Here is a 25,694-nt window from a genome sequence, read left to right on the forward strand (position 1 = left end):
GTATTTGTCCTACTATTGTCCCGAATTAGCTTGATTCGATGTAAGCATGCACGGAATGGAGTTTTTTATGCCTGCCAATGACAACGTCCTGCAGAGAAACAATGTCAAAATCATAGGCACTGGCCAGCAGGTGATGCTGATGGCGCATGGTTTTGGTTGTAACCAGTTGATGTGGCGTTTTTTAACTCCAGAGCTGAGTAGCCAGTACAAGCTAGTGCTGTTTGATTATGTTGGGTCGGGTGGCTCTAATCTGGCAGCGTATTCCAGACAAAAATACTCTGATCTGGAAGGCTATGCTCAGGACTTAGTCGATATTTGTAACAGGCTGGATTTAAGCAATGTGGTGCTGGTTGGCCATTCAGTCAGCAGTATGATTAGCTTAATTGCCGCCCGGCAAATTCCAGAGCGTATACATAGCCTGGTGATGGTCTGCCCGTCGCCTTGTTTTTTAAATCATCCACCTGATTATCTGGGTGGTTTTAATCAGAGCGACTTAACAGAGCTAATTGATCTGATGGATAAAAACTATATTGGCTGGGCGCAGTATCTGGCACCTTTGGTGGCAGGCACGACAGACAAAGACCTTGTCAGCACTGAGCTGAGCGAAAGCTTCTGCAGCACCAATCCTATTACCGCCAAAAACTTTGCCAAGGCGACTTTTTTCTCCGATTACCGTGCTTTATTGCCCCTGAATACTCATCCTGTATTGTTGCTGCAAAGCCAAACCGACGCTCTGGCTTCTATGTTTATTGGCCAATACATGCAAAAACACCTGCCCCACAGTCAGTTACAGGTGGTGCAAGCGAAAGGCCATTGTTTACATATGACGCATCCAAAGCAGGTTGCAGAGCATATTCAGCACTTTATGCAGTCCTTACAATAAGGTAAAAGCGCAGTATGAAGACTGAATTTGCTCTGGACGATTTCCCTGCTGGTTTAGTGGTCACTACCTTGGAAGAGCGCGAAATTCTGTTTGCCAACCGATATTTTTATCAAATCAGTCAGCAACAACCTCAAACTGGCGCCCGTATTGGATTGGCTTTTACTGCGGCGTCCAAAATTATTATCGAAAGTTTTGTCATGCCTATGCTGCTGCACCAAGGCCATTGCACCGAAATTCAGTTAAGTCTTCAGATGGAAGCCGCTGAACCTGTGCCAGTGCTGGTGAATGCCCGGGTAATTCAAGACGCCGATCGCAAATTAATTTATTGGGTGATTAGCATAGCGCAACAGCGCGACAGCTTGTATCAGGAACTGGTGAACCTGCGAAACGACTTAGAGCAACGAGCCGAAAAGCTGGAGGTGTTATCACAAACGGATGAATTAACAGGCTTGCTGAACCGCAGAGCTTTTATCTCCAGAGCCGGTACTTTGATTAAACAGGCATTGCGCCATAAACTGTCTTACGCTTTTTTCATGATCGACATCGACCATTTCAAACAAATCAACGACCAGCATGGTCACGACGTGGGAGATGATGTCTTACATCAGGTAGCACAGTTATTGGCCAGTAACAGCAGAGCAGACGACATTTTGGCCCGGATTGGCGGCGAAGAGTTTGCTATGATCACGCTGAATCAAAACCATGAATCTCCCATCCAATTTGCCGAAAGAATACTGACCCTACTTAGAGCTGAAAAAATTCAGGGGATCAAGGTAACCGTCAGCCTGGGTCTGGCAATTTCCGCCAAAGCCAGTTTTGAGCAGTTATACAAAGGCGCAGATATTCTACTGTACGAAGCAAAAAACCAGGGCCGCAACAGACTGGTGTGGCGGGATATTGATGGGGAGTGAATCAATATCAGCCGGATATGCATTTGACCAAGTTATCACTTTGAAGCATTTATCAACGTCTTATTTTCTTTGTCTTTCAATCAGATCGCTGGCTGTTTCTAATGTGATACAGTAATCTACAGTCTGAAGTTCCAAGCAATGTTGGTTATCTTGGATCATTTAAGGGATTAATTGATGCGTCTTAGTGAAGTTCTTGGCGTTTTATCTAAAGCCTCGCCGTATGCAGTGAAAACAGAACGTGAGTTTGAAATATCTTTAGGTTTGGATGAAGTTAAAAATTATCTTTATATCGAAACAGATATTGAGAAAGACTTCCAAGACCAACTGAATTCTCTGAGCTTTGGCGAAAAAAAGGTTATTTTCCTCTGTGGTAGCAGTGGCGACGGTAAATCTGAGATTCTAACCCGCTACAGCAAAGCCTTCTCCCATAAAGCACATTTTCATCTTGACGCCACCCACAGTTTTGGGCCTAAAGAAACTGCTATTGAAAGATTGAACAAAGTTTTATCAGATTATTCGGCAGGCTCTAAAGCACTTGTTGTGGGCATAAATACAGGTATGTTGGGTAATTATGCTGAAGAAGGAATTGATGATTCCGCCAAGCAAGCCATAAAGTTATATCTTGATTCTGGTAAACAAACTCAAGGATATACATTTCTTGATTTTGAACACTACCCTAAGTTCAAGCTGGAATCTCGCCGCTATAGTTCACGATTTACTGAAGATCTACTTACGCGACTTACTGCCCCAGAAAATAACATCATCCGACAGTATTACGACAAAGAATTGATGTATCCACAGGTCGATTCATTGCTGTGCGCAAACTACCGTTTGTTATCGCTGCCGTCGGTGCAAAAGTTGGTAGTCGAATCACTATTTAAAGCGCGTTTGATGAGGGATCAGTTTCTGACAGCTAGAGCATTGCTTGATTTTGTGTATCACTTATTGGCAGGTTCTAACTATATTTCTGAAAATCTATTCACATGTAATGACAGCGAAATTGTAAGCAAAATAGCTGATTTTGATCCCGCTTTGTTGCGCACAAAATTGATTGACCAGTTTGTTTTGAGTCACAAACTGGATATCAAAGAACCTGAATTCGAGTCTTTTAAACAGACACTTAAAGCTGAAGGATTCGATCTTCGTCGTATCCGGACTGCAGAAAGTTATATTCGGCTATTTTATCTACTGCAAAACGAAGACATGGGAAATAACTACCATCACCGCTTTAAGTCAGATTTCAATGACTCGTTATTGGACAAGTACGCAACTATATGGCGTTTGCATCGTTCCCCTGATGATGCTGAAGCTAGAGTTCAATTGAAAGAGTTTTATCGGGAAGTACTGCTTAACGCGTTAAGTCGCTACAACAACAGAAATGCTCCGCAGCTGGGCAAAGATGAACTGTTGCTTGCTACTCGTAACGGTTTTCATGTGGCAGCGCAGGTTGATGTAAAGCAAGATAACAATGCTATTAAAAACGAAGCTAAAACTGACCTAGAGCATGTGGGATACTTTTCTGCGTTCCTACGGGTGGATGAACAGCCCTTAAAGCCTGTTCCAATCAATATCAACTTCTTGGGGTTACTACACCGAATAGTCGAGGGTTACCAACCTAATAAACATGATAAAAACGCAATAGTATTATTGGACGAATTAGTTGAACAACTTCATGAGCTTGCCAGTAAGTCAAAAACCTTGTTTATCACAAAGGAATCACAGCGTTTCAGGTTGTACGATGCAGAAAGTAATGGCACCGAACTAGAAGTGAGTGGGAGCTAAAAATGTACTTAACTAAAGAATTGGCTGTCACGAAAAATAAACTCACAACTTATTTCCCGTTACGAACTAAAGACGAACGTAAGGAATTTGATTGGAACAGTATTCTAGGGCAAGTCATTGCTGAGGTTTATCGCAAAGAGCTGAAAAATAAAGATTTTGAGCATTTCGAAAGTCTATGTGAGGCTGAGTTAAAAAAACGTTTGGATGACCCAGGATTCTGGAGCGTGATACAGCAAATGTATTTTGCCCAAAAGGATGCTTTAAAAATTGCTCCTGAGTTTTTGCTGTTTCTATCGGAACAAAAAGAAGATAACCAACATAATAAACGGATCGGTAAAATGTTTACCAATATGCTGGAAGATACCAGCTTGGTTCGTCTGAAGCCTATTCGATTAAATTTTCTGGAACAGGTCATTTATGATGTTCTACTCGAACAAGCGTTAAAACCAGAAAAAGAGATAAAGCGTGTCGAAGCTAAAGAAGAAGTTTATTTACCTTTTTTGGCTGTAAGTTTTAAACAAGATTTAAAGTTCCTTAGCTCTAAACCCAGATACTTGCTAGAAAGCTTTAATAGTTTCCTGAAATTATATGGCTTTTTGTATACAAGCCAGCTTGCCCATAACTTAGTGAATTGGGATCAAGGAGAGCCTAAACCAATACCCAATTATCTTATTTTGGATATTGAAAAAGCCAGCCAAGAGCGGCGTGAAGTAAAAGACTATGGCTATAAGCAGCTTTATAAGCACGTACATCGTATTTTCCCTTTCCTGACCATGTCAGAAATGTTGCAATCTGACAAAGATGTCGTGAAGCCTTTGTGGGCTCTGGCTGACAGCATTAGATCTAGTGATTGGGCATTAAATCAGCTCAATCTTTTTGCTGTTGATTTTATAAGTGAAAGGCAATTGAAGACCGGAGCTTTACCAAAAGCGAGCGCTATAGAAGCTTTACGTCAGGTACTCAGGCTATCTTTAGAGCAATTTAAGACGGGTAACAAAGACAAAGATGATATCAACACCAACTTTGCGAAGGCCACTTTGAAGTTGCTTTGTACCGACTTTATTCAACAAAGAGGCTCTGCAGGATCAACTTTGGTTATTAACCAGGATTATTTATTGTTATTAACCAATCTAGCTATTGGCGACCAAGAAAAACTGAGATTAAACGAATTAATGAAGTCTTTTGAGACAAGAGGTGTGTACTTTGATAAGCAAAGTCAAAGTGAGATTGTGCAGTTTTACGAACGGATCGGTAACGTCGAAAGGATGAGTGACAGTGGGGACGCAGTTTATGTCAGAAAAACAGTTTGAGGATTTTTTAGTTGACCAGTTGGTTCACTGGGGCAATGAGGAATTAAAAGCTGGTTTCCGCTATCAGTTTAAATCTCCTGACAACACAAATAGCGAAAAATTAGTTCAGGCGCTGTGGCATCGCCACGACGGTAACTTGGAGGATAATGGCACATCACTAAGTTATTTAATGATCAACGGAATTAGGTTGATCACCGTACTGCATGGTGCAAACGACTCTGGATTTACCGAAAACTATATATCCCGATTACGTGATTTGGTGGCGTCCCAAAGCGGTGAGTTTCATTCGAGCGCTTTGCTGGTTATTCACAATAGCATGTTGGATACCATCATTAATTCAGCAGATGACTTAGCGCAACAAGACAAAGTTTGGCATCCGCTTGCGCTCAAAGAGAAGTTAAAAAGTCTGATTAATCAGCTCGACCCTCGACGCCATGTTTCTCATAATTTGTTGAATCTGGTTTTTAAACAAATCATTGAAAATGGAGGAACAGTTTTTGGTTTCGGTGATTTGTATAAAGCGATACTCGATGGTGATTTGAAGTTTGACGAGCTGGGTTTGTTAAATGATTCAGAACTCATTAGATACGACGAAGATGGACAGATACAAAGCCGCTTGGACGAAAATCGCAGATTACATGAACGTATTGCCGAGATAACAGAGCGTTTTCCTAATGAACTGACTGAAAAATTAGCGGAGCTAGATTTCGGCGAAAGTTTCGTCGACAAATACTTCTCTGAACCTGAAAAATGGCGACAGGAGCTTGAATTAGAAGCTTGCTTACAAGAGCAGAAAAAGAATCGTGCCGCAGGCTTACAACTTGAAGCCGAAAGTACAGATGTCACATCTATTTTGATTCCGAGAGATAAAGCCAGCACTAAGGCAGGGAAGCGTGAGCGTCATTTACTTCTAGTACTGAACGAAGGTGCAACCGAAGTAGATTTTGAGCTGACCTTTGTCGGTGATACTGTTGAACGTAAAGAAGTGGAGATCAGGGAGCAGTCTGAAAATAAAGTCGAGATTGCTGGTATTAGTAACGCTGGTGGTAAACGCAGCCGTATAAAAATTCGCTGCGAACAGTTGGATAAACCACTGTTTTTTGCATTGAAACTTAAACGTGATAAAACATCTGAAAGCTACAACTTTAAAGTAGTTGTATTGCCTTTCTCTGATTTTCAAACCGATGAAATTGCTCATAACTTTTTGGTACAGCCAAAAGCAAAAAAGTTGCTGATTCAAACTGACGATAACAAGCTAAAAATTTCTGACTTAGAAAATTCAAGCCGGTTGGAGCAACTCGGGCAAGTGTTTGAAACTAAAACTACAGGTGCAATCGACTTTGAGTTAATGGCTAGCGAGTCTGCAGAGTTAAGTTTTACTGTAAAAACATCAGCTTTTAACCTAGATTTTGAGGTTGAAGGAGCAGTAGCTTCAGATAGCCTGACATTACCTTTACTGTTGGATTCAGATCGTTATTTGAGACTGTTTGATGCTGATTATTTCGGTGTGTTTAATCGCTCAAAGAACAAGATTATTTTGGATAACCAAGAGGTCGCTCCAAAAGGTAGACGTCTGACATTATTGCAGTGGGAACATCAACTGGTTACCGAGCAGTTGCTTTATAGGCACGATGAAGCAACTCGCAATATTTCTGCTCTAGATTTGACTAGTTACCCAGCACTGCAATCTGCTTACCTTGCGTTATTTTCTGAATTACAAACTCGCAGATCTTTACCATCTTTAAGTGGGTGGGATAGCGGCTATAGAGCACTTGTTAAGCATGTGGTCGAGCAGTTTTTTGCAGCGGTGTCTGACATACAGCACAATGAAGTCCTCAGCAAAGAACAAAAACAACTAATGCATCTCGGGTTCTCAGTATTTGATGGCAACGACTTACTTACTCCATTACATCCTCTGGTACTTGCTTACTATTTATTTGTTGCTGAGCAAATTTCCCTAGATAAAGAAAAGACACAAAGCTTTGCCGAGCTACCACGTATTACTAAAGAACGACTGAATGCACAAGGATTATTACCTTATGTATTTAATCCTCAACATGATTTTAGTTATGTTCAGGTTGAGCGAGATAATAGCTTTTGGATGCAATTAGTTGCTCAAAAAGACACAAGTTTTAGCTATGTGCGAAAACTAGTATTTGAGAAAGTCAGTGAATTCCAAAATGCATTTAGTATGTTGTTCAGCTCTGGGCCTAAAGCTAAGTTACTCATTAATTCGGTAAATAATCACGATAACTCTGATTTGTTTATGGGGTTAGTAGACTTAGTTAAAACTTTAAAAGACAAAGTGCCTTACATTCACGTGAGTGTTTACGACGACAAGCTGGAATACAATGAATTCGATCGCTTTGCTGACATTGGCAAGCATGAAGAACTCAAGCAACGTTATGAACTCGACAAAGGAAAAGCCAGAGAATACGCCGATCTGGTTGTTGATTTACTGCGCACTCGTTTGACTTACAGTAAGTTTGAAAATACGGCTGTTGCATCGCAAAACTATGCTCACATTAGTTTCTTCCGTAACAACCAGCGGGTTGAGCGAACAGATATCGACCCCGAACAAGAGCTTAGTGGTGTCGTATGTAATGGATTAATTGCTGGCGAGGCTGCAGACAATAAACAGGATAGTTACTTTACAGCATTTGGTTTAAAAGGTGTGGAAACTGACCAGCTGGTCCATTTGCAGTTAGCACGTGATTACAACAGATTACTGAAACCAGCCTTTAAAACTAATGAACAGCACGGTAACGCGAAATCGACTGCTTTGGCGGTTAATGATGCATTTAGAACTTTATTGGAACGCTCATACGATAGTTCTATCTGGACTTGTATTATTGACCCTAAAGTAACCTTGGATTTCTTTGAAAGCTCCAAAGACGTGGTGTTGATTCATTACTCAGACAACTATACCAACTCGACAAATTACGACGCTATTACGGTCACAAAACAAACGGATCTTTATCGCAAGGTATTAGAACGTGACGAACAAGGTGGCCACATTGAAGAGTTTAATGCTTTCAATGGCGAGTGGTTACTGAAGATGATCACCGACCGCGACACTGAACGCAAAGCCAAGCGAGGCATTATCGGCGCGTACAAGTATGTGAATAGTTTACTTGCCAAGTCTGATATCACTTGGGTTCCGTTATCCATTGCTGAGATTGTTCGTGTCGCAGGCAATATAGGATTGAAGATCAGTGAATCAGATTTCGCCCGTAAAGTGCAAGGCTATAAACAGGGCGCCATATCAGATGACGTATTATTTGCCGGCTTCAAGGACGACAAGTTGTATTTGCTGCCGCTAGAAGTGAAAACCGGTAAACGGCAAACGCATACCAAAGGCTACATACAAGCAAAAGAGTTAAAGCGCTATTTTGCTGAAGACTTGTTGGGGCGCGATGATCTGGCTGGTTGGTTATATCGTGGTTTGTTTGCCCGCCAGGTATTGATGCAGGTTGAAAAATACCGTTTGTATAGTCTGTACGAGCAGGATTACTTTGAGCCTATTACTTCAAAACGGGAATGGTGGTTAAAAGGACAATACAGTATTGGTGAGTTAGCTGACTACCCTGAAGGTTTTCTTCTGGTGAACGTAGAGGATAACTTCTTTTCCGCCCCTTGTTTTACAGAAGAACAGGGTATTTTAAAAATTGAGTTACCCAGTGGCTTGTTGTCTGATCTTATTAAACGCCCGTTAAAAACTATGTTGGCAACAGCCAGCGTAGAGACATTGTTTCATATACCTGAACAGTATCTGCTGGGTCCTCACCACGCTGAAGCGGTCTCAGAACAGCCAGTATATCAGGCGAATATGGGGACGGAATTAAGGCAAGCGGCTGAGACATATACTGGAGAACAGCCGAAACCTGAGATCCTGCCACAAGTGATTATTGCGGAAAAAGAGCCGTTAAAAGTATTGTTTGGACACGATGCTCGAAATGATAAGCCGCTGTACTGGGAGCCCACGAATACAGCCCGCTTTATGAATACCAACACAGGTATTATCGGCACTATGGGTACGGGAAAAACTCAGTTTACCAAAGCAATGATTACCCAGTTGCATCGTAATCAGCATCACAACGTCAATAGTGCACCTATAGGCATGCTGATTTTTGACTATAAATCAGATTATGTTGACGATGCCTTTATCAACGCGACTAATGCCAAAAAGTACAAGCTGTTTAAATTGCCTTATAACCCGCTAAGTTTATTTGGTGACACACCCATGTTGCCAATTCATACCGCTGCGGGCTTTTCAGAAACTATGGCAAAAGCCTATGGCTTGGGACCGAAACAGCAGTTAAAACTAGAGAACCTTATTTTAGAGGCTTATACCTCTGCGGGTATTACACCTGAAGATGCGTCGAGCTGGCATAAGCCCGCTCCCACCATTGAAGATATTTGGGCGTTATTTATCGCACAGGAAAAAGTTGAGGAAGATTCGCTTTACGCAGCCTTGTCAAAATTGGCACGCTTTAAGATCTTCGAATCAATACCTGAGAATATGACCAGCCTTTACGAACTTACGTCTGGTATTACCGTGATTGAGTTGGCAGGCTACCCTTCAGAAATCCAAAATCTGGTAGTGGCGCTTACTTTGGACTTGTTCTACTCGCAAATGCAAAAACGCGGCAAGCCAAAAGTGCAGGCAGATTACCGCCAAATTACCAAGATGATTCTGGTTGATGAAGCTGATAACTTTATGTCGCAAAACTTCAATAGCTTGCGCAGAATTTTAAAAGAAGGGCGTGAATATGGAGTGGGGGTGGTGTTGTCGACTCAAGATATTACTCACTTCAAAACTGGTGAGAATAACTACGCCTCATATATCCTGACCTGGGTTATTCACCGTGTAGCAGAGATCCGAAATGCCGATATCAAAGCAATATTTAACGTGGATGATAAAGGCGAACAAGAGAATCTAATGGAAGCCGTTCGCAGGTTGGAAAAGCATTTCAGCTTATATATCGATGGTAAAAAGACACTAACAAAAATGAGAGATAAAGCGTTTTGGGAGCTTGTTGGATGAGTATTGATTTTTCAAAGTTAGAGAGCATCGATTCACAGTTATCGGATTTTGATCAAATTAAAGTTCCTCTGTATCAACGTAGCTATTCTTGGGAAGAAGAATATGTCGAAACTTTTTGGACTGATGTTAGTCAATCAATCAATGAGGCACGCAATAAGTATTTTATAGGACCAATTATTACAAAGCGAATCTCTGAAAAGAGCGTAGAGTTAATAGATGGGCAGCAAAGATTAACAACTTCGTTAGTATTGCTAAGTGTAATTAGACGAATACTTTCACTAGAAATGAAAGATAATAATTGCGAGGACATAAGAGAACTACATTCTTCGCTGAAGCAACGTTTTTTTAAGCGAGATGCAGCGCTAAAGAAAAAAGGAAACCCTATATATCAGATGAATAGCGAGAATCATTCTGTTTTCATTGATTATGTAGTTAATGACGTCGATCAAAAAGATGTAGTAAAGAAAATTTCATCTCTTAAGAAAAATGATTCGAACTATAAGTTATTACGAGCTATTATTTTTTTATGGCGAGCGGTAAATGATCATATTGGAAATAAGTTTGATTATGAAAAGCTCCAGGGACTTGCCGAATTTGTGCTAACGGGCTTGAGTATAATAAATATTAGGGTAAATGACGAATCAGATGCATTTTTAATATTCGAGACGATTAATGATCGTGGGCGTGAATTAGACACAATGGATTTGGTAAAAAATATTATTTTTGCTAAAGCAGGTAGTGACTTTCAGGTTGTTCAAGATAACTGGATAAAAATGACTGCTCTTCTTGGCACTCTGGAATCTTACGGGGATTTTTTAGGGCAATATTGGACTTCCATGTATGGTGTTTATCAGAAATCTAACTTGTTTAAGTTGATTAAAGATTATGTGTCCAAATCTAGTGGTAGATCTCTCGCATTTTCGGAGTCGATATATAATGCTGCAAAGACATATGTAAATATAAATAATTTTGATAGTGATTATTGGAAAGAGCATGATAAGCAAACAAAGAAAGATTTAGAAACACTTCGTGCATTGAGCGCAAAGGCAATCAATCCGATACTGATGGCTGCGATTGATTCATTTGATAATGACGAAATTAAAAAATTAATTAAATATCTTAAAGTGTTCCAGTTTCGGTATGTAATAATATCCGAAAGTCATACGGCGAAATATTCTAGTGCAATGTCCTCTATTCCTCCTCTTATTCGTTCAGGTCAGTTAAATAAAGCTATTAAAGTTGCTAGAAAACTTAAAGATTTAGGTGTTTATGTTAGTGACTATGACTTTGATATTAAGTTTAAGTCTTATGTTGCACCATCGACAAAAAGAGCTAAATACATCCTGTCTGAAATAGAGGAATATATCTCTGGTAATGAAAAAATAATAAATGAGAGCTCTAGTATTGTAAATATTGAGCATATTATGCCACAGAATCTAGGAGCTGGTTGGAGTCTCAAGGCATTGAATATAGAAAAAGATGATTTTGATATGTGGTGTAACAGACTTGGGAACTTATGCTTAGCTGGTAACAAAATTAATAAAGAAGCAAAGAATTATTCATTTCACAAGAAAAAAGATATCTTGTTTACTAAAAGTAATCACCTTAAGACCACTCAGATGGTTGAAAGTTACTCTGAATGGAACAGACAATCCATCGAACAGCGCCAATCAGATTTATCTGCTTGGGCGCTCAATACTTGGAAAATTGATTTTTGATTGAATTCATAATTACATTGTGAGGGAGCTAGACAATAAGTGAATACCCCTAGATATATGAGATTTCAAAAGACTGTATGCGCTATCGTAAGTACTACTCTTTAAATACTGGATTAAAATACTGCTATATACACCTTGCATCTCGCCAAATAAGACCTTACTTGACATCTCCACATTACTATCCGAAGGAATATCCTCCTTCGGTGGTTCTGTTGGGTCGGCCAAAGACAAACATAAAGCCCAGCGGCATAATACGTTCCAGTTTTCTATGCCGGTTTTACGCTTTAATACAACAAGCTGCTGTTTTTGCTTTTCTGATAAACGAATAATATCAATGCTTTGCATGCTTAAAAGTATCCTGGGTTAAAATTTGATGTTTTGTCTTGTTCGTTGTAACTGATCTGATATTCCCTACACACATAGGGTTTCAACTGCTGGTAGTAGTTACCAATAATCTCTTCATCTGTTGATAGTAAGATTACTTGAGAACCGGCTTTGGGGAAGTAGTTGTTTATTAGGTTACTGCGGTGTTTCCCATCTAAACGCCCCAAAGGGGTATCAATGACGGTTGGTAATTCTTTTCCTGATGCCTCTGCTAAGCCCCATAAAATAGCGATGGCCAGCAATTGGCGCTCTCCAGCAGATAGCTTAGCAGGTTCAAGTGCAGCCCCAGTTACATCATATAAAGTAATGGTGAAGCTGGCTGGGCATATGGTTAAGTCGCTTATGAGCTGCGATTTACGGCCTAAAGCATCGAACTTTTCTTTTACGAGTGATTGCAGTCGTTCAATGTTTTCACTGATTAGCTGTTCTGCAAAACCTGTCATAGTGGTTTTGAGCTTTTTAATATGCTGACCAACTTCGACGATACGTTTCTGCTCGAAGGTATCTTTGTTCTGCTGAGCTAACAGGTTGGTGTAGCGTTGCGATAATACTGCACCTCTGGCTTGGGCCTGCTCCAGTGACTGCTGTTTCTGTTTTAAACGTACCTGTAGATTTTTAAAGGTAGCCTCTTGTTCAGCTAAGTCTGCTAATAAATGTTGTACTTTGTCGTAGGCTGGTATTGCTTCAAGTTGCTTCTGCAACAAAGCTTGCTTCTCTAACAGATGCTGCTCTTCACGTTTAAGTTTTTGCTTCTGCTTGTCCTCGTCAGCAATACGTTCTTCTAAGCCATTAAAAATGCTCAAATCTGTATTTAAGTAACACTCAACGTTGGCCAATTGTTGTCGTTGTGCTGACATCTTCGCCATGGTTTTTTCAACCTGGCTTAATGCGAGTTCACTAACACTACTCGCTTTCAGTGTGTTTAGTATTTGCTGGTCGTAAGCAGTGATGGCTTGGTCCAGTAGTTTTGCTTCTTTCGCTGCAGTTTCCAGTTTGATCTGTTGCTTGGTTTGCTCAATCAAGTCTTTTACCAGTGCTAAAGGTCCCACGCCAGCAGCCAACTTAACTTGTTCAGCCTTATTCAGTTTTAGCTTAGTTTCAACAGCACCTAACTCGAATTTCAGTTCATCGCGCTGTTCAATAAGGTGTGCCCCGGCATTACGAACCGCTTGTCGTGCTTTGTTTATAGCTATATTGGTATCACTACCTTGTTGTTCCAGTTCGGCAATATCTTTTTTTAAGTCGCTGAGTACAACATTGTGTTGCCCCAACTCTTCTTCGCAGGCTTCTACTTTAGCCAGCACCGACTGATCTACGTTACTCACTCGGCGTTTTTTATCAAGGTTGGCTAAGTCGATTTGCAGTTGTGACAGCAAATCTAAGCCTAATAAGCTCTCAATGCCGGTTCTAACCAGTTCGGAAGAGCGTTGTGGATGTGCAAGATTCTCGATCTTTTCGCCATCAAACAGAAAAAGATCCGATAAATTTTGTGGAATAAATTCATTCACAAATTCGTCCCAGTACTGGCTTAAGTGCTCGTCATATTGAAAGTCGCAATACACTTTCACTTTGTCTTTTGCTTCTAAGCCTTTCACTTGCCAGCTACGTTCGATATCAAAGCGTCGAATGGCGTTATCACTATGGTGAAAAAAAGCCAAAGATAACGTGGACTCTTCCTCGGCACTAGCAAACCGATTTTTGCAACTGGCCAGAAATGAGCCGTAGGCTTGGTTGGCTCGGTTTGAGCATTTGGCATACTTGCCATACAGTACAAGTTGTATAGCGTCCAGAAATGTAGTTTTACCGCCGCCATTGAGTGCACCAAATAAGACGACAGGTTTGTCTGGTGTAACTTCTAAATCTACAGAGTGTTTGCCTTTGTATATGCCAAAGTTTTGAATAATAAGCTCTTTAAAAATCATCGCTGACTACCTCGGTTTCAATCAGCAATGAGCTGTAGCCTTCTTCTTTTATAGAACGAGTCACTATGGCGATTTGTTCCGACAGTTGTTCTTTGTCTTTGCCAGACAAGTTTGGAGTATTGTCTAGCTGGATTTGCAGTTCGTGGCGCTTACGTTCCAGAGCAAAGGTTTTTGCATCTTTCAAAGACGAAAACGCTCCTTTCTCCAGGCTATCGTTTAGCTCCGCAGAAAGGTTTGCTCTTCTCAGTTGGTTTTTATGTTTGTTTGCAATAGCTAACACAGCGCGAATTTGCTGATACATAAGACCATCAGGATCCTGATGCGATGCACAATATGCCTGTAGCTTATCCATCACTGTTTTATTTAAAATAGGGTGATGCGCGCGTTTGGCTCCTTGGTATTGTTTGCCTGTGACACGCTCGTAAATACTGGGCAGGTTGTCTTCTATTTCCAGTTTTTCTTCCAACCAAATACGCCGTATTTCTTCAAGCTCTTCCAGTGGCAGCAACTCCAGATTTTTAACTTCTTTAGGCCCCATTTTTTGTACTGCGACCTGAGCTTTCAGCACTTTTTCTAGTAGTTCCTCGCGGAAACTTTGAATGTAAGGACCTGGGACAATATCAGCACCGTGCTTTGATATGTGCACAGTCAGTGACCCATTCATGCGGCGGAAGTCGCGTCTGCTTTTATCTCGGCGTAGTTTGTCGAGTTTTTTCTCTCTATTACTATCGTTGACATCAATTTCATTACGCAGACTTAGTAGCGGCAACATCCACTCTTTTTCTTCGTCATTGGCGATCATAGCGGACATGGATTTATCTTCTGTCACCATAGTACAAACGTAACAGCCAAACCTACTGTCTCCGCAGCTTTGGGTGCTTTTATCAACAACGAGCGGACATTCGCCACCTTCGGTTGCGCCCTGGTACATACCCATTAAGTCTTGATTCGGGAAATTCCATGGATTTTCAACTGAGTTCAAATAAATCCATACATCGTCGTTGCTCCACTCCGCAATCGGGGTATAAACCCAAACACGCTCAAGAGTACCGTTTGCAGTTAAGCCATCAGCCCGTCTTGTGTTGGTTTCTATACTTTCGTAATGCTCCATAGTCGCAGCGCGGGTAGTGCTTTCAGCTTTTCGAGTACCAAGTACCAAAATAGCTTCGCCTTTGCTCGTAACCATATTGTTAATAAAGGTATTCGATGGTGCTATTTTCAGCCGATCTGTACACCAACGAAATTTGAAGCGTGGAGCTGGATAACCTTTGCCTATAAGGTTTACCCAGAATCTATCTTTTACGGCTGGTGTAAGACGATGCGCTATTATTGGTAGCTTCTGTTTTTCTGCGGACTCTTTCATTCGCTCCAGTGATTTTTCTACCCACATTGCAACAAAAGGGTTTTCAACCAACGTATCTGTGCTGATAACGTGCACTTCTTTTTTGCACTTTCCTTCTTTGCTTAATTCTCGCAGGGCATACCAGATAAGCTGAAGTACGGCAGTTGAATCTTTACCACCGCTATAACCAATTACCCATGGGATTTGATCAGATAAGTACAATTGCTTGATATGTGCTACAGCATCAGCTGTAGCAGCTTTTAAGCCTTTCTCATTAAATGCGGAATAAGTCTGAACCAAGCCGCTCATTTAGCTGACCCTAAGAATTTATCTTCCACTTTCTGTTGTTCTGCAGTGAGATTTAATGACATATGTTTCTTCAAAATATTCAAAGTCAAAGTGACTGAGTGGCTACTATGGTCCATACGACCTTTACTGAAACAACGATCTGCCCAGATTTTATTAGTTCTGTCCCAGTTTAGTTTTTGCAGTTGTTTAAGCAGTGTTTTCCAGTTTTTGTGCTCAGATAATAGTTCTTTACCAAGTTGCGCAAATGACTTTAAAAGTACCGCACTAAAAAGAACGTAATTACCTCTGTCCGCAGGTTTTATTTGATGGGCTTTAGCTTGCTGCCACAGAGGTAGGTTGGTTGCTAGTGTGTCCCAATAATCTATGGCCTTTTGCGCTTGCTTTTCCCAGTTATCTTCAGTGATATCTCTACACAGCTCCATGCAAGCCGCATGCAATGAACTATGCATAAAAAACTTAGATGAACGTTTACTTAAGCGACTATCTGAGAATTCAACGACGCCGTTAAAAAAATCGCCATCGTTTACAACTTTGTTCGTCAGATTTTCTTCAGGTGTTGAACCATACAGCACTGCGATTGATTTACTCGTAGGAACTGGGTACAGGTTTAAATCTCTGAAAATCTTTTGCCGCTCTTTCAGGTTTTTATTGACGAAAAATACAACAGATATAGTTTCGTCGCCAAGGCTCGGATCTTCCTCTAATGCTTGTTGAATTGCGGCACTACGATGCTGACCGTCTGTCAGATAAAACTCTGCATCTTCGTCGACGAGTAGCGTACCAATTTTACTGCCATGTCCTTCTTCTGCTATGGGTTGAAAGCTTGTGTGACCCTCAATACAGGCAGTTAAAGAGGAAAATGTATAATCGAATCTGTTGTTATGAATGTAGCGAGTGATCTGCGGGATACGGCTGTGATTTAGAACTCGCTGAGCTCTATCGCTAACGGCGAGCATAGTCTCGTCCACAGTAAAAATTTTCTTCAGCCTTTTCAGAGGGCACATGACAATATAGTATTCATGCCCGGCTTGTGCCCCTTTAATTGCGGGGAAGCTGTTCCCAGATAGGATGTGATTCACAACTCGTCTTCCTGTACGTTCACATTTTGTTCGAACGAAAATTATGTTTGTTCGTACGAACAGGGTGTGGCATGTTAGCAAAAGGTTTTGCAGATGTCTTTAGCTTTTTTTAGGTGCCAACCATGAGTGTTTATCTTGATTACAATGCCACAACACCAGTGCTCACTGAGATCGCTGATTTAGTGTACAAAATGATGGTGGATGACTTTGGTAATGCTGGTAGCAGAACTCATGAGTATGGTGTAAAAGCCAAAAAGGCCGTTGAAACTGCTCGCCAGCAAGTTGCTGACGTGGTTGGCGCTGACAAAACTGAAGTTATATTTACCAGTGGTGCGACAGAGAGTAATAACATAGCAATACTCGGTCTTCGCGACTATGCAGAGCAAACGGGTAAAAAGCACATTATCACCAGTAGGATAGAGCATAAGGCTGTTTTAGAGCCTGTCGAGCATTTAGAGTCCTTTGGTTTTGAGGTGAGTTATCTTGACGTGGATGCATCAGGCTTAGTCAATCCAAGACAGTTGCAATCTTTACTCCGCAAAGAAACGGTGCTGGTATCTGTCATGCACATAAATAACGAAACAGGTTGTATACAACCATTGGCAGAATTGTGTGAAGTCTTGAAAGATCATGATGCTTATCTCCACGTAGATGCTGCTCAGAGTTTTGGTAAGTTTCGTCATGATTTGACCAACAGCCGGATTGATTTGATCAGCGCCAGTGGACATAAAATTTATGCGCCTAAAGGTATTGGGGCGCTTATTATGCGACGTCGTGGTTATGACAAAGTGCCTTTAAAACCCATTTCTTTTGGCGGTGGGCAAGAGCGTGGATTGCGCCCAGGAACTCTGGCTGCACCTTTGGTCGCTGGTTTTGGCTTAGCCTGCGAGATCGCAGCTAAAAGTTGGGAGCAGTGGCTCTCAGACGCTTCGTCTATAAAAGAATCGTTGAAACTAGCTCTGGTCCCATTTAATGCTGTGATTCATGGAGATAATACTTCTCCTTTTGTAATGAACTTTTCAATTCCAGGTGTGAATTCAGAAGCACTTATGGTCACTTTAAAAGGAATTGCCGCAGTATCGAACGGATCTGCTTGTACATCCGCCAGTTATACTCCTTCCCATGTACTAACAGCCATGGGGTTGTCTTCAGAATTGATCGCAGGTTCTGTAAGGATGTCATGGGGTGTAGGTGTAAAAGAGCTTCCTATTGACGATATAGTCCGAACTATAAAAACGTTACAGGGGTAACTGTATGCCTATTGAAATCTTGATGGTCGAAGCAGAAAGCTCGCTTTGGGAGTCTTTGCTGACATACTTATGGCAACTTTTGTTGGCTTTTATTCCTTTCGCTGGTATCTATCTTGGTTTTCGTCAGCATGCAAATAAGATCTTGGCTGAAAAGGTGATTGAAAAAGAAGTTGGCATTCTCTATGACGCTTTAATGAAGTTTATTGATTATTCTGATGCCTGCGGTTTGTATCTATCTTTGACCAAAACGAAGCTAGCTTATGTCACTGGTGAAATATCCAGAGATAAATTATCCGACAAGTTCAACGATCAATATTCAGAGGCCTGCGATGCTCTTTTCAAGCATTTGTCGTCGATCAAAAAGTCTGAGTTACTGCTACGTTCTATTGGTGCTGATGACGCAGCCTCTGCTGTAGAGGGCTATAAAAGCCAAACAGTTGTTTTTAGGCGAAAAATCTTGGACTCCCAAAAGAATCCGGATATGCCTGACGCAGATTTTTCTGATGGGATTGATAAGCAAAGTTTGCTTAACGAGGTAAAACAAAATATTAGCAACTTTGAACAACTAAGAGATCAATGTTTGTCACAAATTGCAGCTAAGAAAGATTCTTTAAAATCAATCAAGTAGTAGCTTCAAGTTTTGCTACGAGCTGCTCTTTATTCAACAAAGGCGGCATTTTCCATTCATCCAGATAGTCAAAAAAGTCTACTTTTTGCTCCGCCATCTTTATTTTTATGCGTTCTTTCAGCAATGGAATATCTTTACTAAAGTCGTCATAGCCCATGAGGCTAACTTTGCCCGATGTAATATGAATTTTGATTAGATCAATATCTGTTAAATCACCATAGAGTTGTAGTGCTGCCCCCACGTAAACCCGCAATAGAGCAGGTAGTTGCTGTAGGTAATTTTTGTGCAGTACTAATGAATGAGCTTCGTTTAGCTGGCTTGCAGGCAGTTGCTGGTGAGCATGGAGACAACTTTGTTCTATTAATATTGGCTGTGCGATAGACCTTAGTAACGTTGTCGCTTGCTGTTCAATTACTTTGAATGTACCAAAGAATTCCCGAACATCGTTTTGGATTCGAACTGGCATGTTTCTGTACTGCTGGCGTTTCTCAAACAGGTTTAATGCAAAATAAACTAATAAGTCCTGTTTACGCTGCGCAGCTGCGAGCTCTAATTGAGTCGCGTCGAAAATTTGACTTAGCCACCTTTGCAAAACTCGAGCAGAGCCTGCTAGCTGAATAGTTAGTTCTAATTTTGCATACTCAGTCTCTGCGGGTAAACGACCTAAATCTAAACAACGCAGCCACAATTCATCAAAACTTTGCTGATGCTGAAGGTACAAAGAGCCTAACTGCTGTTTTTTATCAGTTTTATGAATACGTTCGGGTATAGCAGACCGACGGCGTTGTTTACTACTTAGAAATAGTTGCTCCAGTTCTTTATCTCGGAAGACGATAAATACGCCGGGAGCTATTGCTACAGGAAGCTCGTCCAAAGTGCGCTCGATAAAGCCTTTTAGCTCAGCCTGTTGATAGTATTTTTGAAAGGTATTGCGGCTAGTCAGCACGCCATCTTTAAACGATTTAAAGCGAGCGATAAAATCGTCGTTTGCTAGCATCGCCGATACTACTAACAGCTTTTCACTGAGTTGCCAGGCATTTAGTAAAGCTTCAATTCGCTCGTCTAGGTCTTCGATTACATTTATGACATAACCTAAATTTACAATATCGGCTGTTTGACATTCGTTATCCGGCCTGAAATTAGGGTCCCAACCAAAGGCATTCAAACCGCGTTCAAGCAATTCAGTCAAGTCGTCGCCTCTACCGCAGCCATAGTCAAAGAAGCTGTATTCTGAAACAAGGAAATCGTTTTTTTCCAATAATTTAAACGGTAAAGATAAGTCCCTGCGCATTAATGCTGTGCGGTAACGATCTACTTTGTGCTGTTCTTCAATAGGTAACGTAGATTCTCGAAACAAGCGGCCATCGACCAGTACATAGCCTTTTTTAGCTATCAACCTTATCCAGCTATCACGAAAGCCAATTTGATTAACAAATTCATATAATCCAGCTTGTTCTGCCTCAATTGTGATGTCCTTATACTCTTTGTACCTAGAATGGTCAGGCGATAACATTAATTCTTTGCGATGCAAAATAGGCGGATTTTGCTCAATGTCGTAGTGTAGAACTCTGTGGCTTAGCTTAGCCAAATCAATGTTAATACTCTGTTTTAGTTCTGGATAAGGGACATCATAGAAATTTGGATAATCTAACAGCGCTAACTGAAACTGAGTCTTGGATAGTTTGACTACATTCCATTGCTCGGGGACTATTTTAAGAGCATTAGAAATTGCCGTGATTACTTTGTGTAGTGGTTTATGAGTTTGTTCCAAGGTGTCTTTATGCAAATAAATCGCTTGGGGTAGTTCTTTCTTGTATGGAAGTTGCAGAACCCATTGGCGAAAAATATCAGCAGTCAACATTGCTCAATCCCATGCATAGCTAGTTGCTCCAGCTGAAATATACTAAGTCGTCTGGGGATTACAGAGCCATCATGTCGTCTATTTACGAAGACGATCTGGCGTTGTGGCTCTCTGTGGTAACTCAGATGAATTGGTTTATCAGCTCCATAGTAATACAGCCGGTCAAAGTGAAGATTTTTAGATATCCAAAGCGCTAGAGAAATGCTGCTGAACGAAGGTTGATAGAGGTCCACCGCGGCACCTGAGCGAGAGCAAATAAGTTCACCTTTTGAGTTTAACTCTGACGCAGAATGCTGATCTAGTTTAGGCGCAATACGAGATCTTTTTTTGCGCTTTAAATGAGTTAATAGCTCATAACCTGCAAATCCGTAGGTCAACACCGGTTTACCGAACTGCTCACTTATAGGATCAAGTAGCTCTGTTGCTAAACAAACCAGATCTAATTTACTTTGTTCTTGTTGAGGAATATTCAGAACTTTTATTTTTTGCCATGTTTCACCGCAATGGCAAATGTCCCGCAGAGTGAATTCGCGACTGATAGGACTGTTAAGCAGCGCCTCAACTGAATTACTGTTCATCACTTTTATCGCTGAGAATTTTGACTGGTAATTGATAAAAATATGAGTTGCCTACTTTCTTAAACTTCATACTGCCAGCTTGCCGCATATGCATAAGTTGGCAGCCGCTGATTTTCAGGAGCTTACGAATCTCGTTACTTGAGTACCAATTATTCATATCTCATTTGCGTGAGTGGGAATTTATATCCAACAAAGCTAAAGCAGATTGATGCAGTAAGTCAAAGATAGTTTTACTTTGTAATCAAATCAAAAAAATACTGAGCAAGTTGAAAAGAATAGATAAGAGGTTCTGTATTCGTCACAAATCGACTTAAGACTAATTTCAGTTCGCTAATCGCTCAAAGCAAACTTTCATCATATGATTATAAGAACTGAAAATGGCCTGCAAAATCTCATTTATCAGGTTATGTTTCGCAGAACATCCGAATCAGCATGATGGAACTGCCGTAGTAAAGCACATGCTGTAGTGTCAGCTATCCTCAGTCACAGACTGGGCATGCTGAATAGAAAAGCGGATACAAAACTCTGTAGCCGCTTTCAACTAGCTAGTTCATTTTGTCAGCGATTTCCAGAACACCACTTTATCGTCACCGATATCGTAGAATTCAGGGATGACTGCAACTTGCTGGTAGCCACACTGAGGATAAAAAGCCCGTGTCAGTTGATACTCAGGCATACCTGAGGTTTCTACCAGTAGCACCCTGGCGGTCAGGCTGCGTAGTTTAGCTTCAACAAAGGCCATTAACTGAGCACCAATACCTTGTCCCTGATGTGTTTTCAGTACAGCGATTAAAAGTAGATTCCAAGTCCCGGCTGTCATACGCTCAGGAGCGCAAAACGCTACGGCTAACAGTTGATCGTCAGCCTGAACCACAAACCAAAGTTCCTCAGACTTCTTGTTGAAGTAACCTGAAGTCATCTCATCCAGATACTCGGATGGAAACATCTGATTGTTATCAACAATGTGCTTTACTGCAGTTAAATCTGACTTTTTCATTTCACGAATAAATGTAATAGTTTTCAACTTTCATATTCTCGTTTTTTAGGCAATAAAAATACTCTCTAAAACAACTAATGTTTTAAAGGGCGAGAGAAGCAGCAACTGAAGTTGCTGTTAGTTGATTACAATCTTGTTCAAAAAAGTACCAAAGTTAAGTGAAATGGCTGCCGCATTCCGACAGCATTAACGATACTAAGTCTTTATGGAGTTTGATTCAATAAAACCTTTGCTGCTGAATTTGATTCCGGCCTTATCTACTTAGCTAAGGCTAAGGTTCAAACTCCGTACTCTGCCGTTTTATCGACCTAAAGGTGCTGCTCCTGCTACACTCTTGGAAACTTTCATCCAAAGATCTATCTGATGGTAACAATTGCAGTAAAAACAATACTTTTGCTTGGTTCGTTACTGGCTTGTGCGCTGTGCTCTGTCGCGGCTACTGAGAGCACTGAGGTGACGGAAGCTCAGCTAAAGCAGCAACCTAAGTATCCTGATGATTTTTACGACAGGCCTTACGCTGAGCGTATTGCCTGGTTGCAACAGCAACTGGTGCAGGCCTCCGATGCTGCGCGGCGTTATCAGTTAGGCAGCAGCCTTGGATTTCAGCATTTTTCTGCCTACGCCAATGAGCCATTACGGCAGGCTTGCGCCCAAACCCCACCTCAGGCTTTTGATTTGGATTACCGATTTATTTGCACTTCGGCCAATGGTCTGGATTACGACAGCAATATGCGTGATTTGATGGCTTTATACGATGATGCCATAGCCGCCGCCAACATAGATTTGGCGACGCAGGTGTTGTCTGGTATGGCCTGGAAGCAATCTGAGCATGGGGATATTGCCAGTGCATTTCGCAGTTACGAGGTGGCCTTGTCTTTGGCTAACCAGGCCAGTCCTGAAGCTTTAAATGATGTGATGTTAAATACTGCTGCTTTATATGTCATGCACGGCGATCAGAGGTATGTTGAAAAAGGTGTGCAGTTACAGAAAGAGGCTATTGGGCGGTTGGAGCAGTTAGTTCAGCAAAAATCTAATGCGATGGATTTAGACTATGCCAGCCAGATCATTGGTTTAACTCAGCATAATGTTGGCGTGGCTTATGCGCTGCATTTATTGGATTATCAGCAGGCGCTGGACTGGTTTGGCAAAGTGAAGCCTGAGCATACCGAGGTATGGCGTTCTGCGTTGGTATTTTCTGCTTTGTCTGCGGCTGAACTAGGTCAAAAAGATAAGGCTGCAGACTTTGTTACTAAGGCCGCATCGGCAACAAACAGCAGCGAAATTAACTCAGATTATCTGGATTGTTACCTGCAGTTGGTACAGATGAAAACGGGCCAGGGTGGCGAGTTAAAGCGGTGTCAGCAGGTTGATGCGCAAGCGCCTCTGGAAGTGCGGCTGGATATTTATAAACGATTGGCGGCCATGTCAGAGCCGGAGTGGCGTTTGCTGGGGCTGGAAAAGCTGCATGGCTTATTTATCAGCAGATTAGAATCGCAACTGAAACAAAGTTCGTCCCAGGCCGCGTCGCACACCGAGTTAAATCGGTTAGAGCTGGAGTCTGATCTTAAAACTGAACTGTTGGAAACAGAGCTGTCACTGAAACAAGCCGAGCAGGAAAAACGCCAGAGCCAAACCCTGCTTATTGTGGCCATTATGCTGATTTTAGTACTGGTGATCCTGGCGGTGGTGATCCAACTGAGGCAAAAACGCAGATTGGCGCAGCAGTATAAATTATTGAGTGTACGGGACGGTTTAACCGGCTTGCACAACAGGCGTTACTTTGAACAAAACATTGAGCGCGAGTTGAATTATGTCCGGCGGTGCCAGCAGCAGGGACGGTCAACCACTCTGGCTTTTTTTCTGTTTGATATCGACTTTTTCAAGAAAATCAACGACCTGTATGGGCATCATGCAGGGGATGAAGTGCTGATTGAATTCTCTAAACGCATTACTACAGTGATCCGCGATACAGATTTATTGATCCGCTGGGGAGGGGAGGAGTTTTTAGTTGTGGCGCGCACCGATCAGGCCACAGACCCACATCAAATCGCTGAGCGGATCCGGCAAGTCATTTGTCAGCAGCCTTTTGTGGTGACCTCTGAACTACAGCTTGATGTCAGTTGCACTATAGGGGTGTCCGTATATCCTTGCGTCGGACCAGAGCAACGGCTGCTGGACTGGGGTACTTTAGTGCAACTGGCCGATGCGGCTTTGTATCTGGGTAAACAAAAACAGCGGAATTGTTGGGTTTGCGTTGATTCTATTGCAGCCTCTGTCCAGATAGCCGACGTACTGCAGCAAGGACTGGAGAGGTCTGCACAGTTGCAGCACATTCACCTGACCAGTCAGTTTAAGCTGACTACAGCGTCGGAAAGAGCCTGAGGTTCAGGCTCTTGCGCACTGCCGCGAGCAGATCCGGAAAAAATCTCTATCCGGCTGATTTTTCTGGTAAACCTTTTCCGGCGAATTGGCGTAAACTAAGGCCACTTAGCCGGAACAGTACTGGATCTGCGATGCGTTATATCAATAGCCCGAACTACGACCACAAGCAAAACGACAAAATTGGGATTTTACTGACCAACTTAGGCACGCCTGATGAGCCCACACCCAAAGCGCTGAAGCGTTATCTGAAGCAGTTTTTATCAGACCCTCGCGTCGTGGAAGTACCGCGGTTATTGTGGTGGCTGATTTTAAACTGCGTGATTTTGCAAATCCGGCCCCGTCGTTCGGCTAAAGCTTATGCCACTGTCTTTACTGACCGAGGTTCGCCGTTGCTGTTTAATACGCAAGCGCAAAGCGACGCCATAGCTGCACAGCTCCAACAGCAAGGTATGCAGAATCTGGTAGTGGATTTTGCAATGCGTTATGGCAACCCAAGTTTTGATACTGTGCTGGATAAGATGTTTGCCCAGGGTGTGCGGAAGTTATTGGTGTTGCCTTTGTATCCACAGTATTCGGGCTCTACTTCAGCTTCAACCTTTGATGAGCTGGCCGCTAACTTTATGCGTAGGCGCTGGTTGCCCGATTTACGTTTTATCTCGCATTACCCCGACTATGCGCCTTTTATCCGCGCTGCAGCAGACAAAATCCGCCAGCACTGGCAACAACATGGCCAGGCCGACAAGCTGATGTTGTCTTATCACGGTATTCCAAAGCGCTATTTACTCAATGGCGACCCGTATCACTGTGAATGCTACAAAACCTCGCGTTTGATAGCTGAAGAGTTAGGGCTGAGCAAAGATCAGTACCTCACTACGTTCCAATCACGTTTTGGCCGCGAAGAATGGCTCAAACCCTACACCGATGAAACCTTAAAGGCGTTGCCTGGTCAGGGGGTGAAAAGCGTTCAGGTATTTTGCCCCGGCTTCGCTGCCGATTGCCTTGAAACTATTGAAGAAATTGGCGAAGAAAATAAAGAGTATTTCCTGCACGCCGGTGGTGAGCGTTATGAGTACATCACAGCACTGAATGCTGAACCTGCGCATATCGATGCCTTATGTCAGCTGATTAAAGACAATTTGCACGGCTGGCAAGTTGAGGTTGACGCACAGCGTGCAGTGCGGGCAGAGGCCTTACGGGTAGAGAAGTACCCGGGCTAATACAGGTAGATGAACTCTACCGAGCTGGTTATGGTGTTGCAGTTGAATGCACTGCTGACCATCTCAGCTCAAAATAGCCCCGAAGCGGGTCAAT

The 25,694-nt window shown here is 42.0% G+C and carries 17 protein-coding genes; 10 read left to right on the forward strand and 7 right to left on the reverse strand.

The annotated features are described in order from the left end of the window. Positions 1-67: 67 nt before the first annotated feature. From SD53_RS04360 to SD53_RS04385, 6 genes are all read left to right on the forward strand, one after another. Complete coding sequence (locus SD53_RS04360; RefSeq protein WP_046519100.1) at positions 68-883, forward strand: alpha/beta fold hydrolase; 816 nt, start codon at positions 68-70, stop codon at positions 881-883. A 14-nt stretch (positions 884-897) separates the two neighbouring features. Beyond that, positions 898-1,794 carry a GGDEF domain-containing protein gene (locus SD53_RS04365; RefSeq protein WP_046519012.1) on the forward strand — a complete coding sequence of 299 codons (897 nt, stop codon included), beginning with the start codon at positions 898-900 and terminating at the stop codon, positions 1,792-1,794. A gap of 174 nt (positions 1,795-1,968) precedes the next feature. Further along, positions 1,969-3,576, forward strand: a complete 1,608-nt coding sequence (gene dptF, locus SD53_RS04370; RefSeq protein ID WP_046519013.1) for a DNA phosphorothioation-dependent restriction protein DptF — start codon at positions 1,969-1,971, stop codon at positions 3,574-3,576. Between the two features lie 2 nt (positions 3,577-3,578). Then, positions 3,579-4,886: a DNA phosphorothioation-dependent restriction protein DptG gene (dptG, locus tag SD53_RS04375; protein WP_046519014.1), complete on the forward strand. Its 1,308-nt coding sequence runs from the start codon at positions 3,579-3,581 to the stop codon at positions 4,884-4,886. After that, positions 4,867-9,933: a DNA phosphorothioation-dependent restriction protein DptH gene (gene dptH / locus SD53_RS04380; RefSeq protein ID WP_046519015.1), complete on the forward strand. Its 5,067-nt coding sequence runs from the start codon at positions 4,867-4,869 to the stop codon at positions 9,931-9,933. Before dptG ends, dptH begins: the two co-directional genes overlap by 20 nt. Then, entirely contained in the window at positions 9,930-11,651 is a 1,722-nt protein-coding gene (locus SD53_RS04385) for a DUF262 domain-containing protein (protein WP_046519016.1), read from the forward strand. Before dptH ends, SD53_RS04385 begins: the two co-directional genes overlap by 4 nt. Before the next feature lie 12 nt (positions 11,652-11,663). Here the strand turns inward: SD53_RS04385 and dndE are convergent, their stop codons facing one another. Genes dndE through dndB form a run of 4 tightly spaced genes read right to left on the reverse strand, consistent with a single transcriptional unit; the run spans position 11,664 to position 16,687 of the window. After that, positions 11,664-11,996, reverse strand: a complete 333-nt coding sequence (gene dndE / locus SD53_RS04390; RefSeq protein WP_046519017.1) for a DNA sulfur modification protein DndE — start codon at positions 11,994-11,996, stop codon at positions 11,664-11,666. A gap of 2 nt (positions 11,997-11,998) precedes the next feature. Continuing rightward, complete coding sequence (gene dndD / locus SD53_RS04395; RefSeq protein WP_046519018.1) at positions 11,999-13,957, reverse strand: DNA sulfur modification protein DndD; 1,959 nt, start codon at positions 13,955-13,957, stop codon at positions 11,999-12,001. Continuing rightward, entirely contained in the window at positions 13,947-15,608 is a 1,662-nt protein-coding gene (gene dndC / locus SD53_RS04400; RefSeq protein WP_046519019.1) for a DNA phosphorothioation system sulfurtransferase DndC, read from the reverse strand. Before dndC ends, dndD begins: the two co-directional genes overlap by 11 nt. Continuing rightward, on the reverse strand, positions 15,605-16,687 hold the full coding sequence (dndB, locus tag SD53_RS04405; protein ID WP_046519020.1) for a DNA sulfur modification protein DndB: 1,083 nt from the start codon (positions 16,685-16,687) through the stop codon (positions 15,605-15,607). The genes dndC and dndB overlap by 4 nt, the downstream gene beginning before the upstream one ends. 122 nt (positions 16,688-16,809) lie before the next feature. Here dndB and dndA point away from each other — a divergent pair, with 122 nt between their 5' ends. Next, the gene (gene dndA / locus SD53_RS04410) at positions 16,810-17,937 is read left to right on the forward strand and encodes a cysteine desulfurase DndA (RefSeq protein WP_046519021.1); all 1,128 of its coding nucleotides are present in this window, start codon (positions 16,810-16,812) and stop codon (positions 17,935-17,937) included. Between the two features lie 4 nt (positions 17,938-17,941). Further along, positions 17,942-18,565 (forward strand): hypothetical protein, encoded by a 624-nt coding sequence (locus SD53_RS04415; RefSeq protein ID WP_046519022.1) that lies wholly within the window; start codon positions 17,942-17,944, stop codon positions 18,563-18,565. Here the strand turns inward: SD53_RS04415 and SD53_RS04420 are convergent. The 3 genes from SD53_RS04420 to SD53_RS04430 all read right to left on the reverse strand — a co-directional run bounded on the left by SD53_RS04420 (position 18,558) and on the right by SD53_RS04430 (position 22,028). Beyond that, positions 18,558-20,426 (reverse strand): DNA phosphorothioation-associated putative methyltransferase, encoded by a 1,869-nt coding sequence (locus tag SD53_RS04420; protein ID WP_052749246.1) that lies wholly within the window; start codon positions 20,424-20,426, stop codon positions 18,558-18,560. The two genes, SD53_RS04415 and SD53_RS04420, sit on opposite strands and share 8 nt — an antisense overlap. Beyond that, a complete protein-coding gene (locus SD53_RS04425) occupies positions 20,420-21,004 on the reverse strand; it encodes a hypothetical protein (RefSeq protein WP_052749247.1) in 585 nt (194 codons plus the stop codon). The genes SD53_RS04420 and SD53_RS04425 overlap by 7 nt, the downstream gene beginning before the upstream one ends. Positions 21,005-21,554: 550 nt before the next feature. Then, complete coding sequence (locus SD53_RS04430) at positions 21,555-22,028, reverse strand: GNAT family N-acetyltransferase (protein WP_125060862.1); 474 nt, start codon at positions 22,026-22,028, stop codon at positions 21,555-21,557. 336 nt (positions 22,029-22,364) lie between these two features. Between SD53_RS04430 and SD53_RS04435 the strand changes: the two genes are divergently transcribed. Further along, entirely contained in the window at positions 22,365-24,383 is a 2,019-nt protein-coding gene (locus SD53_RS04435) for a GGDEF domain-containing protein (protein ID WP_052749248.1), read from the forward strand. 131 nt (positions 24,384-24,514) lie between these two features. After that, the gene (hemH, locus tag SD53_RS04440; protein ID WP_046519024.1) at positions 24,515-25,600 is read left to right on the forward strand and encodes a ferrochelatase; all 1,086 of its coding nucleotides are present in this window, start codon (positions 24,515-24,517) and stop codon (positions 25,598-25,600) included. The last annotated feature ends 94 nt before the right edge of the window (positions 25,601-25,694 follow it).

Origin of the sequence: Rheinheimera mesophila (genome assembly GCF_000986865.1) — a bacterium.
In the GTDB taxonomy this organism is placed as follows: Bacteria; Pseudomonadota; Gammaproteobacteria; order Enterobacterales; family Alteromonadaceae; genus Pararheinheimera; species Pararheinheimera mesophila.